Source organism: Luteococcus sp. H101, assembly GCF_038433155.1.
Taxonomy (GTDB): Bacteria; Actinomycetota; Actinomycetes; order Propionibacteriales; family Propionibacteriaceae; genus Luteococcus.
The window spans coordinates 1-19,742 of record NZ_JBCDMW010000011.1; the positions used below are offsets into that span (position 1 = coordinate 1).

The window sequence follows — 19,742 nt, forward strand, 5'->3', positions numbered from 1 at the left end:
TCCTCTGTACGTTTCCCCCTCTCCCCCCTCTTCCCTCTCCCTCCCCCCCCCCCCCGCTGCCATAGCGTCGAGAGTGCTGACCATCCACCCGAACCAGGAAGCCTTGCTTGGCACGGGGGCAGCGCAGCTGGACTTGTTTCCGCGCTGAAGATTCCGAGGAGCTCCCACGCCGCAGAATTCGGATTTTGGCCGGAAGCGCCCTGACCGGGGAGTTCTCCCCATGGACGCCTGACCCGTTAGTCCACCATGATGAATTCGCAAGCCAGCTTCCTCGCGAGCTGACCACCACTGTCTGAAAGGACTCATCATGAGCCGCTCCCTCGCCCTGCGCACCAGCATCGCCGCCCTCGCCATCCTGCCGGCCTTCACCGCCTGCTCGATGCTGCCCGGCGGCGAGAAGACCGAGGCCACTCCGAACCAGGCCAGCGTCGCTCCTCAGGAGAGCAGCAACAACTCGAACGACAACGAGTCCAACAACCAGGGCAGTGACAACGAGTCCAGCGACTCCAACGACTCGAACAGCAACGACTCGAACGACAACTCGGACAACGAGTCCAACGACAACTCCGGCAACGACGACGACTCGAACAACAACTCGGACAACGCGCCCAGCGATGACTCGAACAATGGCTCGGGCAACAATGACGACTCGAACAGCAACGACGACTCGAACAACAGCTCGGGCGACGACTCCAACGACTCGAACTCCAACTCCGGCAGCTCGGATGACGACAGCTCCAGCAACAGCGGCTCCAACTCCGGCAGCTCCAATTCGGGCGGCTCGGGCTCCGGGCAGCAGATCTCCGTCCCTTCCGGCTCCGGCATCTCCAACCTTGAGCTGGTCAAGCTGCAGGGTGCCACCGCCCCCGGTGGGCAGCACGGCAAGATCGTCGGCGTCTTCAAGGCCACCACGGATCGTCCGATGATGCTCAACCTGCGGGTCAAGCTCTACGACGCCTCCGGCAAGATGATCGCCTCCAAGACCGGGCTCAACTCGGTCTACACCACGGGCGACCATGACCTGGTCACCAGCAATCTGGTCACCCTGCCGGCCGGCGCCAAGCCCAAGAGCTTCAAGGTCTCCCTGGAGGGCAAGACCGACATGAAGAATGGCTTCGAGATCACCGAGATGGGCAAGCCCAAGGTGGGTGACTACAAGCAGAACCGCGGCGTCCAGTCGCTGACGGGCCATGCCGTCTCCACCACCCCGGTGAAGGGCAGTGTGACCATCAAGGCCGCCTGCATCAAGGATGGAAAGGTCTACCAGGGCACCGACAGCCTGAGCAACAACACCCGCCAGGGCAACCAGATTGCCTACGACATCCCGATGTACGACGCCAAGGGCGATGATCTGTCCAATGCGAAGTGCTACGTGTCGGCCTGATCGGGTCGCTTTCCCCAGCAATTGACCAGCCAGATCGTCCCCGGCCCCAGACGGGTCCGGGGACGATCCCATTGCACGGGCAGGTGCCCGGGAACTGCCCACCGGGTCCGGAATGAAATCGGCCCGGCGCCCGTTGTAGCCTGCCGGAGGAAATCGGCGACGGCGGACAGGAGGGCGGCATGGGCATCAAGGCCATGTTCTGGGCACGCCTGACCATCGACCACGGCCGACGCCAGACCACCGGGTGTTGCGACGAGTCCACCTCGTCCCCATCAAATCCCGGAAGGTCCCACCATGCCCACCCCCACTCCCACTCCCGCCGCCGAGGCTGAGGCCGTCGCTGCCCGGCCCGCACCCACCCGACGCTCCATTCCCTTCTGGGCCAAGGTCTTCCTCGGTCTGGCCGTCGGCATCGTGCTCGGCTATCTGGCCCGCCGTTACCAGCTGGACTGGCTCACCGAGCTGTTGACCACGGTCGGCAGCGTCTTCGTCAGCCTGCTGAAGGCCGTCGTGGTGCCGCTGGTGCTGTTCGCGCTGGTGGTCAGCATCAGCAACCTGCGTCAGGTCAACAATGCCGCCAAACTGGCCGTCAACACCTTGGCCTGGTTCGGCATCACCGCCGCCGTCAGCGTGCTGATCGGCATCACCATCGGCCTGCTCACCGATCCCGGCGCCCACGCCAGCATCGGCACCGAGGGCGCGCAGGCCGTCGCCACCCAGGGCAGCTGGCTGGACTTCCTGAAGTCCCTGGTGCCCAGCAACATCCTCGGCCTGCAGGTGAACTCCTCCGTCGAGGGCGAGGGTGCCCAGATCGCCGTCAACTCGGCCCTGAGCTTCAACGTGCTGCAGGTGGTGGTAATCGGCATCGCGCTCGGCGCCGCGGCGCTGGCCGTCGGTGAACAGGTGGCCGCACCGTTCGTGGACTTCGCCAAGGCCGGGCTGGAGATCTTCCAGAAGCTCACCTGGTGGATCATCCTGCTGGCGCCGGTCGGCTCGGCCGGCCTGATCGGCAAGGCGGTCGCCAGCTATGGCTGGGACCTGGTGGCTCCGCTGGGCATCTTCACCCTCGACGTCTACCTGGGCTGCGCGCTGGTGATGTTCGTGATGTACCCCGTGCTGCTGGCCGTGCACGGCCTGAGCCCGGTCCGCTTCTTCAAGGGCGCCGGCCAAGCGATCCAGCTGGCCTTCGTGTCCCGCTCGTCGGTGGGCACCCTGCCGGTGACCCAGGCCAATGTGATCGACCGGCTGGGCGTCCCGCGGGAGTACGCCTCCTTCGCGGTGCCGATCGGGGCCACCACCAAGATGGACGGCTGCGCCTCGGTCTACCCGGCGCTGGCGGCGATCACCGTCGCGCAGCTGTTCAATGTGCCGCTGCACTTCGGTGACTACCTGCTGATCGCCTTCGTCTCGGTGGTCGGTTCCGCCGCGACGGCCGGACTCACCGGCGCCATCGTGATGCTCACCCTCACTCTGTCCACCCTGGGCCTCCCGCTGGAGGGCGTGGGCCTGCTGCTGGCGATCGACCCCATCCTGGACATGATGCGCACTGCCACCAATGTGGCCGGCCAGGCGGCCATCCCGGCGATCGTCGCCAAGCGGGCCGGGATCCTGGACGAGGCGGTCTACAACGGGCGACGTCCCGTGGCCGCTCCCCTCGGAGCGACCGCGCAGCATGAGGGGGCCGTCGCAGACGCCTGACCTTCACGCGCCATGAGAAGCCAACAGGGGCGCCCGGAGGATTCCTCCCCCGGGCGCCCCGTCGTTCGTGCTGTGGCGATCAGACGTCGCGACGACCGTCCCGGTTCAGGTCGCCGTCACGCACGTCACTGCGCAGGTTGCCGGTGCGCACGTCGGTGTCCTGACGCAGGGTGCTGGTGCGCTGCGGCTCACGGGTCTCGACGTGGGCCGGACGCACGGTGGTGTGCTGCTCGGGCTTCTTCTTCAGCCCGGCCAGCCCCGCCAGGCCGGCGAGGCCCAGCAGGCCCCACAGGCCGGTGCGATCCTTCTTCTCCACGGTCTTGGTGGTGTGCTCCACCGGGGCGGCGCTGGAGGTGCCGACCGGGGCCGGGGTGGGCGAGGTGGTCTCGGCCTGGGCGACGGCGGGGCCGCCGAGCAGGATGACGGTGCCGAGGGCCGAAGCGGCGAGGGTCTTGCGCATGGGAGTGCTCCTAGTGCTTGGGGGTGGATGACCTTGGGGAAGAGCGACCCGTACCGTCATCCGTGATGTCGGGCCACTCTTCGACGGTAAGTGCCACGGCCCCACAGCAACGACCCGATCCACCCTCAGCGAACGGAACACACCCCTAGGGGTGCGCCAGGACAAGCGAACCCACCCCAACGGCCATACCCCATGGGGTGGTTCCTACCCTGCCCTCACGGGCAGCGTCACCGCTGCACGCGAGCATTTCCCTCGACGATGGCCCAGACCTGGGCCTCGTCGGCCGGGGCCGCGTTGTCGGTGAGCGAGGTGGCCGCCATCGCACCCGTCGCCCACCCGAACTGGGCGCACTTCTCCACGTCCCAGCCCTGCAGCACGCCGTAGAGCACACCACCCACCGAACCGTCGCCGCCGCCGATGCGGTCCAGCACGTCGATGTCGCGCAGCGGCTGCACACAGAACTCGCCCTCCGGCTTGTCCGCGCAGCTCCACAGCACCATCCCCCACTTGTGGTGGTTGGCGCTGACCACCTCACGCAGGGAGGTGCCGATCATGCTGGCCTGCGGGTAGGCCTGCTTGATCCGGCCGATCATGTCCTTGAAGCCGTCGATCTTGGCGTCGATCCCCTCACCTCCGGCCTCGGGGCCCTGGATGCCCAGGCAGAGCTGGAAGTCCTCCTCATTGCCGTAGAGGATGTCGCAGTGCTCGGCGATGGCATGGAAGGCGGCGGACAGCTCATCCTCCCGGCCCTTCCAGAAGGAGGCGCGGTAGTTCATGTCCATGCTGACCAGGGTGCCGTGCTCCTTGGCCTTCTTGGCCAGCTGCACGCAGAACTCACTGGTCTTGGGCGACAGGGAGGCCACCAACCCGGACATGTGCAGGATCTTGACGCCCTCGCTGCTGAACAACCGGTCCAGGTCGAAGTCCTCGACGGTGAGCTCCCGGCCGACCTCTCCGGCGCGGTCATTCCACACCCGGGGCGCGCGGCCGCCGAAGCCGGAATCGGCGATGTTGAACTGGTGGCGGTAGCCCCAGGCGTCGCCCTGCGGAACCTCCGGCCCCTCGTAGGACATGCCGCGGGCGCGCAGCTGGGCCTTGATCAGGGCACTGATCGGGGATCCCTCGACGAAGGCGGTCAGCACCTTGGCGGGCTGGCCCAGGTAGGAGGAGACGGCCGCCACATTGGCCTCGGCCGACGTCGCCTGCATCAGGAAACGGTCCGCGACGTGCACACTCTGCCGATTCTCCGGGGTGATCCGGATTCCCATGCTGGTGGGCACGACGATGGCCCAGTCGGCGTCCTTGCGAAGCTCCATGGCTGCTCTCTCCCTTGTCGATAGCCTTGCGGACCAGCCTGCCCGCGAGGCCGCCTGGCGACAACAGGTTGGCCTCTGTTGCCTCGGTGAGCGCCACGGGCTTGGGTCGGGGCCAGCTTTCGGCCATGCTGACAGACGACGACAGGAGACAGTGCATGGTTGAGCAATCCCCGCCCGATGACCAGCAGACCGTCGAGGCCCTCGACTGGGCCGCCCTCGATCGGTTGCCCGAGCCGCTCATGGCCCGGGTGAGCGCCGCCCGAGCCGCCCTGCGTTGCGAACGGCTGGCGGTCGCCTTCTCCGGCGGGGTCGACTCCGCGGTGCTGCTTGCCCTGGCCGTGGCCACCCTGGGACCCGAGCGGGTGGTCGCGGTGCTGGGGGTCTCCGACTCCCTTGCCCCCGACGAGCGCACCGCCGCCCACGGGGTGGCCGTCCAGATCGGCGTGGTGCCGCAGGAGCTGGTCACCCGGGAGATGGACAATCCGGCCTACCGGAGCAACGGCCCGGACCGGTGCTACTTCTGCAAGGACGAGTTGTTCACCCGGATGCGGGATGAGGCCACCCGGTTGGGCGTCGACGCGCTGGCCTACGGCGAGAATGCTGACGACGCGCTGCGGCCCGACCGTCCCGGTTCCCGCGCAGCCACCGAACACCGGGTGCTCCGGCCGCTGGCCGAGGCGGGCATGACCAAGGCCGACGTACGCGAGGTTGCCCGGGCGCTGGGCCTGCGCTGTGCCGAGAAGCCCGCGGCGCCCTGCCTGGCGTCGCGGATCCCGCACTTCAGCGAGGTGCTCCCCGAGAAGTTGGCCGCCGTCGCCCGGGCCGAAGAGGCGGTCAGAGACCTTGGCTTCAGTGACTGCCGGGTCCGCCACCACGACGAGCTGGCCCGGATCGAATTGCCCGCCGACGAGCTGCAGCGCGCCCTGGAGGGCCCCGTCCGGGAGGAGCTGGTGGCCAGGATCAAGGCCTGCGGCTTCCACCACGTGAGCCTGGATCTGGAGGGCATCAAGTCCGGGACGTTCACGCTGACGGTCCTGGGTAACCCGGCTGTGCCGTCGGCGAGCTCCGCCACGGCCGCGGCCACTACGGCATCCAGCCTGGTTGACGGTGAATCCCATGACTGAGCGACACGACATCGACCCAGCACAACCGGTGGGCCCGGAGCCCGTGAACCTGGACGCCGTGAACCTGGAGGCCGTGAACCTGGACCTGGGCCGCACTGCCCGACGCGGCTACCCCGAGGCGATCTTCGGTGAGGGCAAGACACCGGACCAGTTAGCCGAGATCGCCCGTCGGATCCGGCTGGCGGTCCAGGATGGGAAGACCACCGGCGCCATGCTGTTCACCCGCGTCGACGAGGCCCGCGCCGCGGCCGTCCTGGCGGAATTGCCCGACGCCCGGCACGAGCCCGAGGCGCGGCTGGTGGTCTGGCCCCCGGAATCGCCGCGACCCGAAGGGGGCCTGGTGGTGGTCTGTGCCGCCGGCACCTCGGACCTGCCGGTGGCACGGGAGGCCCAACTGACCGCCCAGTACCTGGGCCGGCGAACCGAGCTGGTGATGGACGTCGGGGTCGCGGGCCTGCACCGGATCCTCGCCCGGCTGGGCCTGCTGGAACAGGCCGCCGCGATCGTCGTGGTGGCCGGGATGGACGGCGCCCTGCCCAGCGTCGTGGCCGGCCTGGTCAGCTGCCCAGTGGTGGCCTGCCCGACGTCGGTGGGCTACGGCGCCGCCTTCGACGGCCTCGCTCCCCTGCTGGCGATGCTCAATTCCTGCTCCCCTGGCGTCGGCGTCGTGAACATCGACAATGGCTACGGGGCCGGTCACCTCGCCGCCCAGATCGCCGTCCCGCGGGCCTGACCGGGCCCCGGTTCAACGCCACGGCCGGGAGTGCGGGAATGGATCGACCAAGCGGAAGGTTGTGCTCCCGGACGACAACCCCGATGGAAAGACGAGCCAGTGACCGACCTCTTCGCCCCCGCAACCGCTGGCGCCCTGCAGTTGAAGAACCGCGTGACGATGGCGGCGCTGACCCGCTCGCGTGCCGGTGAGGACGGCGTTCCCACCGACCTGCACGTCGAGTACTACGCCCAGCGCGCCACCGCCGGCCTGGTGGTGACCGAGGGCACTCGCACCAGCGAGGTGGGGCAGGCCTTCATCGGGCAGGCGGGCATCCACACCGACGAGCAGGTTGCCGGCTGGCGACGGGTCGCCGATGCGGTCCACGCCGCGGGCGGCACCATCGTCATGCAGATCATGCACGGCGGCCGCCTCACCCTGCCCAGCATCAACAATGGCGAGCCGGCGGAGGCGCCCAGCGCCATCGCCCCGGTCATGCGCGACGCCCAGGGCGGCGCGGTGCCCGTCACCCTGCACGGCCCCGACGGCAGGCAGGACGTCCCCGCGCCCCGCGCACTGGAGACCAGCGAGTTGCCCCGCATCGTGGACGAGTTCGTCACCGCGGCCCGCAATGCCGTCGCGGCGGGCCTGGACGGCGTCGAGCTCCACAGCGCCAACGGCTACCTGCTGCACGAGTTCCTCGCGTCCTCGGGCAACCAGCGCACCGACGAGTACGGCGGTTCGTCGGAGAACCGTGCCCGCCTGGGCATCGAGGTGGTCCGCGCCGTCGCCGCCGAGATCGGAACCGACCGGGTCGGTCTGCGCATCTCGCCCGAACACAATGTCCAGGGCCTGGTGGAGGACGACCGTGCCGACGTGCTGGCCACCTACGGTGCCCTGCTGGACGGCATCGCCGACCTGGACATCGCCTACCTGTCCATCCTGCACGCTGACATCGACGGCGACCTGGTGGCGGCCCTGCGCTCCCGGTTCGGCGGGTTCACCTTGCTGAACAGCGGTTTCGGCTCGGTCACCACCCGGGAGGAGGCCGCTCACATCGTCGAGGACGGCCTGGCGGATGCTGCCGTGGTGGGGCGCCAGCTGATCGCCAATCCCGACCTGGTGCGCCGTTGGCAGGAGGGCCTGGAGCTCAACACCCCAGACTTCTCGACCTTCTACACCCCCGGCGCGCACGGGTACACGGACTACCCCTTCGCGAGCCAGAACGCGTAGCCGACCGGCGCCTCGCCCACCGCTCCTGTTCGATCCCGCCAGCGGTGGGGCGCGGAAACCTCAGGCAATCCAGCAATCCGTATCAGCATGAGTGAGGAGAGAACCATGCGTGACCCACGCGAAGGGCTCGACTTGGCTGGGTTCATTGAGACGGGTGTTGCTCCGCAAAGGGTGTCAGCTCCCTTCCAACCCATCCTTGCCGCGATCAGCGAGGACACCACTTTGGTCCTTGAGGTCTCTGCACTCGATCGCACCCGTGAGAACGAGAGCGACGGAAGCCTCGGCAACGTCAAAGCGGCAGTTCAACGCGTCACTCGTAGTGGGTCCACATGCGCAGCACGTGCACGACATGCTCGTCCGGCAGTACCTCGTAGACGAGGCGGTGCTGGATGTTGATCCGGCGCGAATAGCATCCGGCCAGGTCGCCGACGAGCTTCTCGTAGCGCGGTGGTGTCGCGAAGGGGTCTTCGGCGATCACGTCGAGCAGCGCCTTCGCCTTCGGCTTCAGTCCGGACGTGGCGAGCTTCTTCGCGTCCTTCTGTGCCTGTCGTGAGTAGACGATCCGCCAGGTGCTCACCAGTCGAGCTCTTCCAAGCCGGCCTCGATACCCTCGTCGCGGGCCTCGCGAATGGAGGCCGCCAGACCGGGCACGGATGCAAGGTAGATCGTCTCCTGGATCGCCCGCCAGTCATCCTCGCCGATGAGCACGGCGTTGCCCCGCTGGCCGGTGATGGTCAGCGGTTCAGACTCCTCGTTGACCTGGTCGATGAGGCGGTAGAGGTTCGCTCGAGCGGTGGTGGCAGGAACAGCAGTCATGACTCAAGCGTACGCCAACACGTACGGATCCCAACCATCCCTGCGAACGACCGACTCTCGGCATGATGGTGCGCTCACACAGCCTTTCGCGGGCGCTGGGTCTCGAGTTCTTCCTAGGTTGCGTCCGCGAGTCCCTGGGCAGCGAGAAGGTTCACGCGTCGCAGCGCCTCGGCTTCGGGAATGTCCAGGGCGGCGGCCAGCGCCTGCACGTCGCGGAACTCAGGTTGTGAGGTCACCACCTCGCCATCCAGCAGCCCCTGCTTCACCTGCACCACGTGACCTTCGACGTCCACCGGCACCCAGCGACGCTCCAGGGCGGTGCGGTCGACGAGCACCTCCCGGATGCCGAGCGTCGTGGTGTGGCGGAAGACCAGCGGGCGCAGCCGCTCCGGATCATCGGTCAGCACATGCAGGGCATGCCCCGGGCGACCCTTCTTCATCAGGATCGGGGTCAGCCAGGCGTCCTTGGCTCCGGCGGCGAGCAGGGCATCAAGGATGCCAGGCCACAACCGCGGATCCAGGTCGTCCACATTGCACTCCAGCACCGACAGCCGCCCGGCACCGCCGCTCGACCGCTCCTGGCCGATGACGACGCGCACCACATTCGCATGACCGTCGAAGTCCTTGGTGCCGGCGCCGGCCCCCGTCGCGCGCACAGTCATCGCGGGCATCGCGCCCTGGTCCCGCCCCGCGACGAAGGCGACTCCGGTCGGCGTCGCGAGTTCGGTTCGGGCCGGGCCGGGCTGCACCACCAGGCCGACCGAGAGCTCGGCGACGGCCGGACCGGGCACCGCCAGCTCACCGTGCGCCATCCGAATCGTGCCGCTGCCCACCGAGAGGTCACCGACGACGATGCGCTCGACGCCCAGGCTGTGCAAGGCCGCGCAGCCTCCGACGATGTCGGCGATCGAGTCCCAGGCGCCCACCTCGTGGAAGTGCACCTCCGAGACCGGCACCCCGTGCGCCCGGGACTCCGCGACGGCGATCCGCTCGAAGACGGCCAGTGAGTGGTCGCGCACGGCCTGGGGCAGGCCCGCGGTGCGGATCATCCGTTCGATGTCGACCCAGGCTCGGTGTTCGTGCGCGTGGTCATGGTGGTGCCCCTCGACAAGCTCGGGGATCGGGTCATGGTGGTGCTCGGGGACCGAGTGGTGGTGCTCGGGGACCGAGTGGTGGTGCTCGGGGACCGAGTGGTGGTGCTCGGGGACGGGGTGGTGGTGACCCTCGACAGGCTCGGGGACCGCGTGCTGGGTTGGCCTGACGTACGCCTTTGTGGCGCGCATCCCGTGGCGTACCACCTGCTCAGTGCTGATGGTCACCTCGCCGGGGGCCACCGCCTCCACGGCCTCGCGCACGGCATCCAGACTGGCACCGGCGTCCAGCAGGGCGCCCAGCAGCATGTCGCCGGCAATCCCAGCACTCGCGTCGATCCAACAGGTCAGCCCAGCCATGCCTCCACCTTTCGTCTCCCCCACCATTCCATGCCCAGCCCTTGGACGTGGAAGGGGGGGGGGGGGGGGGGGGGAGGACACCCGAACCCCCCCCCCCCCCCCCCACCCACCCCCCCCCCCCCCCCCATCCCCCCCCCTCTTTGGGAGGGGGGGGGTTTTGGGGCCCCCCCCCCCCCCCCCCCCGTCCCTCACCTGCTCGTCAGAGCTTGGCCTGCCACTTGCCCGCCCAGACCAGGTCATTGGGCGTGCCCTTGAACTCGCTCTTGCCCTCCAGCTTGTCCAGGACGCCGGTGATGATGTCCGGATTGGAGTGGTAGGCGTTGACGAAGCACTTGACCATGGTCAGGTCGTGCAGGTGGGTGGTGAAGTTCAGGCTGACCGCGAAGGTGGGAACCTCGTGGACATACCACGGGATCTCATTGCTCATGGCCGCACTCCACTGGATGCGGTAGTTGTTCTGCGCACCGTAACCGATCACCTCGGCGATGAACAGCGCCGCGTCGGTCTCCGCCTTGTACTGCTCGATGGAACCCTTCACCCGACTGCCGCCGTCCATCACGGTCACCTCGTAGCCGCGCTCGGTGAGCTGCGCGACGAACATCTCCACCGTCTTGTCGTTGCCGGAGTAGATGCCGCCCTTCTCACCCGCGACGTAGTACAGCTTGATCCGGCGATGCTTCTCCGGGGTGAGCGGCAGCTCGTCGAGGGTGTTCTTCACCAGCGTGATGCCCTTGTCCGCGGCCTCCTTGCGCATGGCCAGGTGCTCCTCGCAGCCGACGACCTCGAGCTCCTTGGGGTCCTTCACCAGGGTGCCGTCGGCCTGCTTCTCGTGCAGGCGACGCTTGGCCTTCAGGCCCAGCACGCGACGCAGGGCGTCGGTCATCCGCTCCTCGGTGATGACGCCGGACTTGTAGCCGTCGAGCATGTAGCCGAAGTCCTCGTCGATCTGGTTGAAGAACAGGAACATGTCGCAACCCGCAGCAATCGCCTTCGGGACGTAGTCCTTGCGCTGCATGGCGGCGGTCATGCCGAGCATGTGGCTGGCGTCGGTGATCAGCATGCCGTTGAAGCCCAGCTCCTCCTTGAGCAGGCCGGTGGCCAGCTCGGTGGCGAGAGTGGCCGGCAGGATGTCCTTGTCCTCCAGCGACGGGTCCAGCTTCTTCTGCCAGGCCGGCTGGGCGATGTGGCCGGCCATGAACATCTCCACGCCGTTGTCGATGTGGTGGCGATAGACCTTGCCGAAGCTCGCGTCCCACTCGTCGGTGGACAGCTCGTTGACGCCCAGCACCAGGTGCTGGTCCCGCTCCTCGGTGCCGTCGCCCGGGAAGTGCTTGATGCAGACGTTGACGTCGCTCTCACGCATCCCGTCGATGTAGGCCTGCGTGTAGGTGATCACGTCGTCGGCATTGGTGCCGTAGGCGCGGGTGTTGACGATGGTGTTGCGCCAGTTGAACAGGATGTCGACGCACGGGTCGAAGTTGGTGTTGACGCCCAAGGCGCTCTCCTCGACGCCCGAGACGTAGCCGGCGTTGTAGGCCACCTGGGGGTCCCCCGAGGCCTCGCACTGGGCACCGGAGGCGATGTAGGTGCCGTCCTTGCAGGCGCCGTTGCCGCCCGCGTCGCAGTTGGCGGCCACCATCAGGGGGATCTTCGAATCGGTCTGCAGCTCGTTGATCAGCTGCTGCACCTGCTCCGCAGTGCCACCCTCGTAGCGCGCACCACCGATGTGGTAGCGCTCCAGGATCTGCTTGTTGGTGAGTTCATTGCCGCTGTAGGCGTCCTTGCCGAAGAAGAACAGGGTGGTGAACAGCTGGCCCACCTTCTCCTCGTCGGTCATGTCCTTGATGGTGTCCTCGACCCACTCGATCTGGGCTTCGTCGAGGTTGTAGGGGCTGGCGGTGAGGTCTACGAGCTTGGGCATCGATGCTCCTTCTGGGTGGTGGTGTGGCCCCTCGACAAGCTCAGGGACCGGGGTCTGGTCAGGCCCTAACCACGGGCTTGCTGACCGTGCGGTTGCCGGAGATGGTCGGCCACGGCAGCTCGCCGGGCAGGTAGCTCTCGAACTCGGAGATCAGGGCGGCCTGGTAGTCCCCCGCGTAACTGCCGTCGAGGAACTTCGGCAGGGCCTCGGCGACGAAGCGCGCCCAGCTCTCCTTCTCTCGGCCGGGATTGATCGGGTAGTACAGGCAGCCGGCCTTGGCGGCGGCGTCCCGGTCACCGGGGGCGTCGCCGATCAGCATGATCTTGTCGGCGTCGTACTTGCCCTTGGCCGCGTATTCGACGTGCTGCGCCTTGCCGCCCATCTCCTGCCCGGCGATCACCTTCATGTACTGGGCCAGACCGTGCTCGCCCCACTCCTTCTGCAGCGCGTGCAGCGGCGTGGCGGAGACGGTCATCTGGTCGACGCCGGCCTGGTCCATGGCCTGCATCGCCTCGCGGACACCCGGGAAGGGGCCGCACCCGTGCACCATGTCCGCGATGGCGACATTGACGCCATCGCCCCAGGCGATGCAGCGCTCGATCGTCGCCGACGGGTGCTCGGCAGCGTAGGCCGCGATCCCCTTGTCACTGAGCGGATGACCGGAATTGATGAAGTCGGTGAGCTCCGGGTACTCGGGGATCTCGACGCCGCGCTCGGCCACCTCGGTGCGGTCCCGCAGCAGGTCCAGCAGCTGACGCAGGGCCAGCCAGCGGTTCAGCCCGCGGGTCACTGAACCCAGGTTGACGAACAGGGCGGTCTGGCGGGCCAGGGTGGAGACCGGCTGCAGGTCGAAGTACTTGATGTAGCAGGGGGTGAAGCACTCCTGGTGCTTGATGTCCATGGCGTCCATCGCGCAACCGTCGGAGTCGATCCCGACGAAGAAATCCTTGGTCGGGGTGAAGTCCACCAGCACCTGTGCTGCCGCGGGCATCTCGGACATCTTGCTCCTCTTCTTCGTCGTCTTGACCACCAGCATTCCGGTAGGGCATCGGTTGAGGTCAGGGGTTGCCAGCAGTTGCCAGCCTGCGGTTGCAGGTCCGGGCCACCTGCGCACGAACCGGAGCACCCACCACAACCGGCCGTGGCCGCCGCCCGGAGGGACGACGGCCACGTGGCATGGCTTCGGCAGGGCGAGGGGTCAGGCGGCCCGCCCGCGCAGCTCGTCCATCTGGGACAGCACGGTCTCCAGCACCCGCGGCTCGTTGATCCCCAACCGGTCCAGCACCGCCACGGCGGAGCTGGTCTCGTCGCCGGTGACCAGCAGGGCCAGCTCGTCGGCTTGTGAGTCGGTGACCGGTGCGCCCATCCCCAGCAGGTGCAGAATCCAGGCCGCGACCGCGCGGGTGGCGCCGGTGGCCACCTCACCCCGCGCCAGGGCCGCCTTGATGGTGGGCACGTGCCGGATGGCCACCTTCTGTGACCCGTCGGCGGCGATCTGGGCCAGCAGGTGCCGGATCCGCGGGTTGCGGTACCGGGTGAGCAGGGCCTCGCGGTACTCGTCCAGCTCCGCCTGCGGCAGGGTGAGGTAGTACTTGGCGGCGTCGTCCCAGAACTCGTTCACCCAGCCCAGCAACACCTCATCGTTGATCGCGTCACAGACCGTCTCCCGGCCCAGGATGGGCCCGGCATAGGCCATCAGGGAGTGCGAGCCGTTCAACATGGTCAGCTTGCGCGCCTCGTGCGGCACCACGTCGTCGACGAAGCGGGCCCCCGCGTCCTCCCAGGCTGGGCGGCCGGCGACGAAGTCCCCACTGAGCACCCATTCGCTGAAGGGTTCGGTGACCACCAGGGCCGGGTCGTCGACGCCGGTCTGGGCCGCCACCCGCTCCCGGTCCTCGTCGGTTGTGCGCGGGGTGATCCGGTCCACCATGGTGGTGACCACGCCCACATTGGCCTCGATCCACTCCACCAGCGCCGGGTCCACCCGCTGTGCGGCCTGGCTGACCAGCCGCTTGATCATCGGGCCGTTCTCCGGGATGTTGTCGCATGGGCAGAAGGTCAGCTTGCCGCCCCCTGCCTGACGACGGGCCAACAGCCCCGCCACGAACTTCGCCGGTGCGGTGGCCACCTGGGCCTGTGGGTCCGCCTGCAGCGCGGCCAGGTCGGCGGCCAGCTGCTGGTGGGTCAGGTCCAGGTTTCCGTCCTTGTCCCGCAGATAGCCGGCCTCGGTGATGGTGGAAGTGACGATGGCCAGGTGCGGGTCGGCGAAGTAGCCGCGCCAGGCGGCCAGGTCGTCGGCGGCATGCACGGCGGACAGCGAGCCGATCACCTCCACCTCGTCACCGTCGGGGTCGGCGACGCACAGCTGGTAGAGACCCTCGGAGGGAGCCAGCGTCTCGGCGATGGCGGGCGAACGGCCGGTGAAGGCGGCGATCCCCCAGTCCGCGGCGTCGTGCGCGTGCTCGGTGTACCAGGCCTGATGGGCGCGGGTGAAGTTGCCGATCCCCAGGTGCAGGATCCGCACGGGGGCGGCCGGACGGCCGTGGTCGGTTCGGTTGAGCGTGGTCACAGCTTGAACACCTTCTTCGGGTTGTCGACGACGAGCTTGACCGCCGTCTCGGCCGCCTCGTCCTCGTCCAGCCGGTGCTGGGCGACGAGTCCGGCCAGGTGGGCGCAGTCCAGCCGGCGCGACATGTCGTGCCGGGCGGGGATGGAACAGAAGGCGCGGGTGTCGTCGATCATCCCGGACAGGCGGCTGAACCCGGCCATCTCGGTGGTGGCCTGCTTGAACCGCATGATCGACTCCGGGGCGTCGATGAACCACCACGGGACGCCGATGTACAGGCTGCGGTACCAGCCGGCCAGCGGAGCGATCTCCCGGCTGAAACTGTCCTCGTCCAGGGTGAACAGCACCAGGTTCAGGTTGGGGTGGTTTCCGAAGGCGTTGAGCACGGGTTGCAGCGCCCGGGTCACCTCCAGCCGCATCGGGATGTCATTGCCGACGTCGGCGCCGTAGGTGGCGGTGGCCTCCGCGTCGTGCCCGCGCACGACGGCCGGGTGCAGGGTCATGGTCAGGCCGTCCTCGGTGGCCATCCGGACCTGGTCGGTGAGCAGGTGGCGGCGCAGCTGGTCGCACTGCTCGGGGCTGGCCTCATTGCGTCGCGCCAGCTCGAACAGTTTGGTGGCCTCGACGGCGTCCGGGGTGACGGTGCCCAGATCGGCGTGCGAGTGGTCGGTGGACACCGCGCCGTGCTGTTTGAAGAAGGCGCGCCGGTTCTCCATCGCGGCGGTGTAGTCCGCCAGGTTGGAGATCTCCATCCCGGCCGCCTCACCAAGGGCATTGACCAGGTCATTCCAGTCCCGACGGCCGGGCTCCAGGTACTTGTCCGGGCGGAAGGTGGGCACCACGCGACGGGTGAAGGAGGAGTCCTGGGCGATCTGCTCGTGCTTGTCCAGGGAGTCACACGGGTCGTCGGTGGTGGCGATGAAGGTGATGTCGAACGAGTCCATCAGGGCCCGGGGGCGCATCTCCGGGGTGGCCAGCTTGGCATTGATGGCGTCGTAGATCTGGTCGGCGGTCTCGGCGCTGGGACGCACGTCGATGCCGAAGATGCCGACCAGCTGGTCCTGCATCCAGTAGCGCATCGCGGTGCCGTTGTAATCACTCCAGTGCTCGCAGAAGGTCCGCCACGCGGTGCGGGACTGCTCGTCGGTCAACTCGGTGCCCACCGGGACACCCAGGGTGGACAACTCCACCCCATTGGCGTGCATGATCCGGTTCACATAGTGGTCCGGAGTGATCAGCAACTCGGTCGCGTTCTTGAAGGGAATGTCGTCGGCGATCCAGGCCGGCGGCACGTGCCCGTGCGGCGAGAGGATCGGGAGGTCCTTGACCTCGTCATAGAGCCGGCGCGCGATGTCGCGGACGCCGGGCTCGGCGGGGAGCAGTCGGTCTGGGTGGAGCGTCATTGCCTGTGCCATGCCCCCCATGCAACTGCATGCCTCCGACACTTTCCACGGGTTGCCACCTGTTGCCGGTTCCCGTGCCGCGGTGCATGAGCCCACTCGCGGGCTCCACTGAGAACAGATGCAGGATGGGGGTCCAACGCAACTATTGCGTTGGGCCCCCATCCTGCATCTGTTCTCAGCAGACCGTCCCGGACCAGCCAGCGTGGACCGTGCCGTGGACTGATGTGAAACCGTCGCCCGAACGCGATCCTCCGCGGGCCTGACGCCGCAAACGGCGGCAACCGCTTGCTCACCCGCCCGGTGGCGGGTTGACTGACCCCATGAGCACCATGACCAGCCAGACCCTTCCCGTGCAGAGCATCGGCGGCGCCCACCAGCACGTCGACCAGACCGACTTCGAGGCCTTCGTCGAGGCCAACCTCGCCCGGGCAGACCTGGATGGCAAGAAGGTTGTCCTTGTGGTGCCGGACGGGACCCGTTCCATGCCGCTGCCGATGGTGCTCGGCATCGTGCACCGCTGCCTGGCACCCCGCGTCGCCGAACTGACCGCCGTCATCGCCCTGGGCACCCACTCCTACATGGAGCCCGACGAGATCGACCGCTGGTTCGGCGTCGGCGGCGAGGGCCAGCCCGCCACCCTGGCCGAGGCCTACCCCGGCATGCGGGTGGTCAACCACGAATGGCAGGACCCGGAGATGATCGTCAAGGTGGGCACGCTCAGCGCCGAGACCATCAAGGAGCTCAGTCAGGGCGCGCAGGACGTCGCCGTCGACGTGGAGATCAACCGGTACGTCGTCGAGGCCGACGTCAACATCGTGATCGGCCCGGTCTTCCCGCACGAGGTGGTGGGCATCTCCGGCGGCAACAAGTACTTCATCCCCGGCTGCGCCACCCACGACGCCATCGACCTGTCCCACTGGGTCGGCGCCCTGCTGGGCGTCGAGAAGGTGATCGGCACCACCGGCATCACCCCGATGCGCGCCATCATCAACGCCGGCACGGACCTGATCCCGGCCGAGAAGCTGGCGCTGTGCCTGGTGGTGGAGTCCGGCAGCGGTGAGCTGGAGGCCGCCGCCTTCGGCACCAGCGAGGACGCTTGGGCGGCGATGGCCGACGTGGCCGCCCAGAGCCACATCACCTGGGTGGACGAGCCCTTCCAGCGGGTGATCGCGTGCATGCCCACCCGCTACGACGACATCTGGACCGCCGCGAAGGGCTGCTACAAGGCGCAGCCGGCCATGGCCGACGGCGGTGAGGTGGTGATCTACGCCCCGCACGTCACCGAGGTCTCCGAGGTGCACCGCGAGATCTACGAGATCGGCTACCACTGCATCGAGTACTTCACCAAGCAGTGGGACCGCTTCAAGAATGTGCCGAAGGGCGTGCTGGCGCACTCGACGCATGTGCGCGGCGCGGGCAGCTATGACGCCGAGACTGGCGTCGAGACAAACCGGATCAAGGTGACCCTGGCCACCCAGATCCCGCGCGAAGTGTGTGAGCAGGTGAACCTGGGCTACCTGGACCCGGACAGTCTGGACCTGGCGGCGGAGGCGAAGGTGCCTGGAACCCTGGTGGTGCCCAATGCCGGCGAGATCCTGTTCAAGCTGACATAGGCCGCGGCTGCTGCCCGCGCGCCGACTCAGGCAACTCAGGCGCGGCGGGGCGGCGCCGTCGATTCGCGTTCCCGAAGCGCGACGGGCACCACGATCGGCTCCGTGCCGCGCCATTGCTTGCCGTCCACCATGGCGATCACGTTGGTGGTGGCCAACTCCCCCAGCCGGACCAGGGGCGCCGCGACGGTGGTCAGCCGCGGGGTGACCAGGTCGCTGCCGAAGGAGTCGTCAAAGCCGACGACGCTGATGTCCTCAGGCACCCTGACCCCGCGTGCCCGCAGGCGGCGCATCATGCCCAACGCCATCAGGTCATTGAAGGCCACCACCGCCGTGGCCTGACGCTCGACCAGTTCGTCGGCGGCCCGCACGCCACCGGCCAGGGTGGGCGGGAAGGGGCCGATCCGGTGTTCGGTGAAGACCAGCTCGTGCGACGCCTCCCGGAAGGCCCGGTAGCGGGCGCCATTGGCCCACGAGGCCTCCGGCCCGGCCGCGTACCAGATGTGCCGGTGCCCCAGGCTGGTCAGGTGTTCCACCGAGCGCCGCATCCCGCGGGCGCTGTCCGGGATGATCGACGGCAGCCCCTGCACCACCCGGTTCAGCATCATCACCGGCACCTCCTTGGCCAGTTGGCGCAGTCGGGTGTCGTCCAACCGGGAACTTGCCATCACCAGGGCGTCGATCAGCGGCAGGGTGCGGTCCAGCAGGGTGCGCTCCAGCGCCTCGGACTCCTGCGCGTCGATCAGCATCACGCTGTGGTCCAGCGCCGCCGCGCCCTTCTCCGCGCCCCGGATGATGCCGAAGTAGAAGGGATTGGTGATGTCCGAGACGGCCACCCCGATGGTCCGGGTGCGCTGGCGGCTCAGCGCCGGGGTGGAGACCAACGGTTCGGCCCGATAACCCAGCAGCTCCGCCACCTCACGGATGTGCTGCGCGGTGGCATTCTTCACCCGTCCCGGACGGGAGAAGGCGCGGGAGACGGTCGAGGCGGAGACACCGGCCTCACGGGCCACGTCATAGATGGTCACCTTCGACATGCACGAATCCTAGCGACCCGGACGTGCCGCCAGCAGGCAAGCCCACGACTTGCACCTCGCGACGCCGCCTAACGGTGCCCACCCAGCCGGTCAGCACCGTGGGACAGCCCTCGCGCCGTGTGCCAGGGCGGGTGGGTCAGTAGCCGATGCCCTTGAGGTACTCCCGGGAATCGGCCAGGCAGTCGAAGGGGTCACGCCCGTAGGTGTCGTCCTGCTCGATGAAGAACCACTCGGCACCGGCGTCCAGCGCGGCCGGCAGCAGTTCGGGCCAGTTCATGTTGCCCTGCCCCACCTCGGCAAACTGCGCGATGTTGGTGAAGGCCGCCATGAACTCGTCGCGCTTGCCCTGCTCCAGCAGCTCCATCGCGGATTCGGGCAGCGGCACCACCCGGAAGTCCTTGACGTGGATCAGCTTGCACACCCCGGCGTACTGCCGCAGCATCTCCAACGGGTTCATGCCGCCGCGCTGCACCCAGTGCAGGTCCACCTCGAAGTGCACGCTGGGCGCCACCCGCCGCACGATGTCGAAGATCCGTTCCCCGTCGAACTGCGCCAGGTCCACGTGGTGATTGTGGTAGCACAGCGTGATGCCCTCGGCGGCCAGCTGCTGGGCCGCCTGCTCGCACTCCGCGGCCCACTCCTCGCAGGCCTGCTTGGAGGCCATCGCGGTGAACGGCATCATCCCGATCCGGACATAGCGGCAGCCCAAGCGACGGCAGTCGTCGACGATCTTGCTGAAGTGCTCCGCCAGGTTGTCGCCGGTGGCCACCGGCCCCGGCTTCAGCGCCACCGAGAGGGCGCCGACCTGCAGGCCCAGCTCCCGGATGCCGCGCTCCAACGCGGCCACATTCTGTTCATCCATGGGGATCTGGCTGACCTCCAGGCCCACCAGATCCAGCTGGTTGATCCGCTCCAGCACCGGCCACATGCCCTGCTGGGCCACCTGGTCCTTGAGCATCATCATCTGTACACCGAGTGTTGCCATGTCTTCTCCTTGGTCCTTGTGGGTTC

17 protein-coding genes are annotated in these 19,742 nt (G+C 68.1%); 6 read left to right on the top strand and 11 right to left on the bottom strand.

Annotation, left to right across the window (positions count from 1 at the left end):
• The first annotated feature begins 307 nt into the window (after nt 1–307).
• Nucleotides 308–1,384: a hypothetical protein gene (locus AAEX60_RS03465; RefSeq protein WP_342101264.1), complete on the top strand. Its 1,077-nt coding sequence runs from the start codon at nt 308–310 to the stop codon at nt 1,382–1,384.
• 294 nt (nt 1,385–1,678) lie between these two features.
• Nucleotides 1,679–3,082 (top strand): dicarboxylate/amino acid:cation symporter, encoded by a 1,404-nt coding sequence (locus AAEX60_RS03470; RefSeq protein WP_342101265.1) that lies wholly within the window; start codon nt 1,679–1,681, stop codon nt 3,080–3,082.
• Between the two features lie 79 nt (nt 3,083–3,161).
• Here the strand turns inward: AAEX60_RS03470 and AAEX60_RS03475 are convergent, their stop codons facing one another.
• Both AAEX60_RS03475 and AAEX60_RS03480 read right to left on the bottom strand, forming a co-directional pair.
• Entirely contained in the window at nt 3,162–3,542 is a 381-nt protein-coding gene (locus AAEX60_RS03475; protein ID WP_342101266.1) for a WGxxGxxG family protein, read from the bottom strand.
• Nucleotides 3,543–3,769: 227 nt separating this feature from the next.
• Nucleotides 3,770–4,858: a PfkB family carbohydrate kinase gene (locus AAEX60_RS03480; protein WP_342101268.1), complete on the bottom strand. Its 1,089-nt coding sequence runs from the start codon at nt 4,856–4,858 to the stop codon at nt 3,770–3,772.
• 155 nt (nt 4,859–5,013) lie between these two features.
• Here AAEX60_RS03480 and larE point away from each other — a divergent pair, with 155 nt between their 5' ends.
• The 3 genes from larE to AAEX60_RS03495 all read left to right on the top strand — a co-directional run bounded on the left by larE (nt 5,014) and on the right by AAEX60_RS03495 (nt 7,927).
• Complete coding sequence (gene larE / locus AAEX60_RS03485) at nt 5,014–5,982, top strand: ATP-dependent sacrificial sulfur transferase LarE (RefSeq protein ID WP_342101270.1); 969 nt, start codon at nt 5,014–5,016, stop codon at nt 5,980–5,982.
• On the top strand, nt 5,975–6,715 hold the full coding sequence (gene larB, locus AAEX60_RS03490; RefSeq protein WP_342101271.1) for a nickel pincer cofactor biosynthesis protein LarB: 741 nt from the start codon (nt 5,975–5,977) through the stop codon (nt 6,713–6,715). Before larE ends, larB begins: the two co-directional genes overlap by 8 nt.
• Before the next feature lie 99 nt (nt 6,716–6,814).
• Nucleotides 6,815–7,927, top strand: coding sequence for an alkene reductase (locus AAEX60_RS03495; protein WP_342101272.1), 1,113 nt, complete (start codon nt 6,815–6,817; stop codon nt 7,925–7,927).
• A 310-nt stretch (nt 7,928–8,237) separates the two neighbouring features.
• Here the strand turns inward: AAEX60_RS03495 and AAEX60_RS03500 are convergent, their stop codons facing one another.
• The 7 genes from AAEX60_RS03500 to uxaC all read right to left on the bottom strand — a co-directional run bounded on the left by AAEX60_RS03500 (nt 8,238) and on the right by uxaC (nt 16,096).
• Nucleotides 8,238–8,504, bottom strand: coding sequence for a Txe/YoeB family addiction module toxin (locus AAEX60_RS03500; protein WP_342101273.1), 267 nt, complete (start codon nt 8,502–8,504; stop codon nt 8,238–8,240).
• Complete coding sequence (locus tag AAEX60_RS03505) at nt 8,501–8,743, bottom strand: type II toxin-antitoxin system Phd/YefM family antitoxin (protein WP_342101275.1); 243 nt, start codon at nt 8,741–8,743, stop codon at nt 8,501–8,503. The genes AAEX60_RS03500 and AAEX60_RS03505 overlap by 4 nt, the downstream gene beginning before the upstream one ends.
• Nucleotides 8,744–8,856: 113 nt before the next feature.
• Complete coding sequence (gene larC, locus AAEX60_RS03510) at nt 8,857–10,194, bottom strand: nickel pincer cofactor biosynthesis protein LarC (RefSeq protein WP_342101277.1); 1,338 nt, start codon at nt 10,192–10,194, stop codon at nt 8,857–8,859.
• A gap of 199 nt (nt 10,195–10,393) precedes the next feature.
• Complete coding sequence (locus AAEX60_RS03515) at nt 10,394–12,115, bottom strand: glycoside hydrolase family 3 protein (RefSeq protein WP_342101279.1); 1,722 nt, start codon at nt 12,113–12,115, stop codon at nt 10,394–10,396.
• A 58-nt stretch (nt 12,116–12,173) separates the two neighbouring features.
• Nucleotides 12,174–13,115, bottom strand: a complete 942-nt coding sequence (locus AAEX60_RS03520) for an HAD family hydrolase (RefSeq protein ID WP_342101280.1) — start codon at nt 13,113–13,115, stop codon at nt 12,174–12,176.
• Nucleotides 13,116–13,313: 198 nt separating this feature from the next.
• Entirely contained in the window at nt 13,314–14,684 is a 1,371-nt protein-coding gene (locus AAEX60_RS03525; RefSeq protein ID WP_342101282.1) for a mannitol dehydrogenase family protein, read from the bottom strand.
• Nucleotides 14,681–16,096, bottom strand: a complete 1,416-nt coding sequence (gene uxaC, locus AAEX60_RS03530; protein ID WP_446721248.1) for a glucuronate isomerase — start codon at nt 16,094–16,096, stop codon at nt 14,681–14,683. Before uxaC ends, AAEX60_RS03525 begins: the two co-directional genes overlap by 4 nt.
• Nucleotides 16,097–16,404: 308 nt before the next feature.
• On the opposite strand from uxaC, the gene AAEX60_RS03535 reads away from it, so the two are divergent.
• A complete protein-coding gene (locus tag AAEX60_RS03535) occupies nt 16,405–17,697 on the top strand; it encodes a lactate racemase domain-containing protein (RefSeq protein WP_342101285.1) in 1,293 nt (430 codons plus the stop codon).
• Between the two features lie 35 nt (nt 17,698–17,732).
• Here AAEX60_RS03535 and AAEX60_RS03540 read toward each other — a convergent pair whose 3' ends face one another.
• Both AAEX60_RS03540 and AAEX60_RS03545 read right to left on the bottom strand, forming a co-directional pair.
• Complete coding sequence (locus AAEX60_RS03540) at nt 17,733–18,731, bottom strand: LacI family DNA-binding transcriptional regulator (protein ID WP_342101286.1); 999 nt, start codon at nt 18,729–18,731, stop codon at nt 17,733–17,735.
• Nucleotides 18,732–18,867: 136 nt separating this feature from the next.
• The gene (locus tag AAEX60_RS03545) at nt 18,868–19,716 is read right to left on the bottom strand and encodes a sugar phosphate isomerase/epimerase family protein (protein ID WP_342101287.1); all 849 of its coding nucleotides are present in this window, start codon (nt 19,714–19,716) and stop codon (nt 18,868–18,870) included.
• Nucleotides 19,717–19,742 lie beyond the last annotated feature (26 nt).

Coding starts and splice junctions, on each gene's coding strand:
- AAEX60_RS03465 (WP_342101264.1), top strand. CDS start 308: ATGAGCCGCTCCCTCGCCCTGCGCACCAGCATCGCCGCCCTCGCCATC.
- AAEX60_RS03470 (WP_342101265.1), top strand. CDS start 1,679: ATGCCCACCCCCACTCCCACTCCCGCCGCCGAGGCTGAGGCCGTCGCT.
- AAEX60_RS03475 (WP_342101266.1), bottom strand. CDS start 3,542: ATGCGCAAGACCCTCGCCGCTTCGGCCCTCGGCACCGTCATCCTGCTC.
- AAEX60_RS03480 (WP_342101268.1), bottom strand. CDS start 4,858: ATGGAGCTTCGCAAGGACGCCGACTGGGCCATCGTCGTGCCCACCAGC.
- larE (WP_342101270.1), top strand. CDS start 5,014: ATGGTTGAGCAATCCCCGCCCGATGACCAGCAGACCGTCGAGGCCCTC.
- larB (WP_342101271.1), top strand. CDS start 5,975: ATGACTGAGCGACACGACATCGACCCAGCACAACCGGTGGGCCCGGAG.
- AAEX60_RS03505 (WP_342101275.1), bottom strand. CDS start 8,743: ATGACTGCTGTTCCTGCCACCACCGCTCGAGCGAACCTCTACCGCCTC.
- larC (WP_342101277.1), bottom strand. CDS start 10,194: ATGGCTGGGCTGACCTGTTGGATCGACGCGAGTGCTGGGATTGCCGGC.
- AAEX60_RS03515 (WP_342101279.1), bottom strand. CDS start 12,115: ATGCCCAAGCTCGTAGACCTCACCGCCAGCCCCTACAACCTCGACGAA.
- AAEX60_RS03520 (WP_342101280.1), bottom strand. CDS start 13,115: ATGTCCGAGATGCCCGCGGCAGCACAGGTGCTGGTGGACTTCACCCCG.
- uxaC (WP_446721248.1), bottom strand. CDS start 16,096: ATGGCACAGGCAATGACGCTCCACCCAGACCGACTGCTCCCCGCCGAG.
- AAEX60_RS03535 (WP_342101285.1), top strand. CDS start 16,405: ATGAGCACCATGACCAGCCAGACCCTTCCCGTGCAGAGCATCGGCGGC.
- AAEX60_RS03540 (WP_342101286.1), bottom strand. CDS start 18,731: ATGTCGAAGGTGACCATCTATGACGTGGCCCGTGAGGCCGGTGTCTCC.
- AAEX60_RS03545 (WP_342101287.1), bottom strand. CDS start 19,716: ATGGCAACACTCGGTGTACAGATGATGATGCTCAAGGACCAGGTGGCC.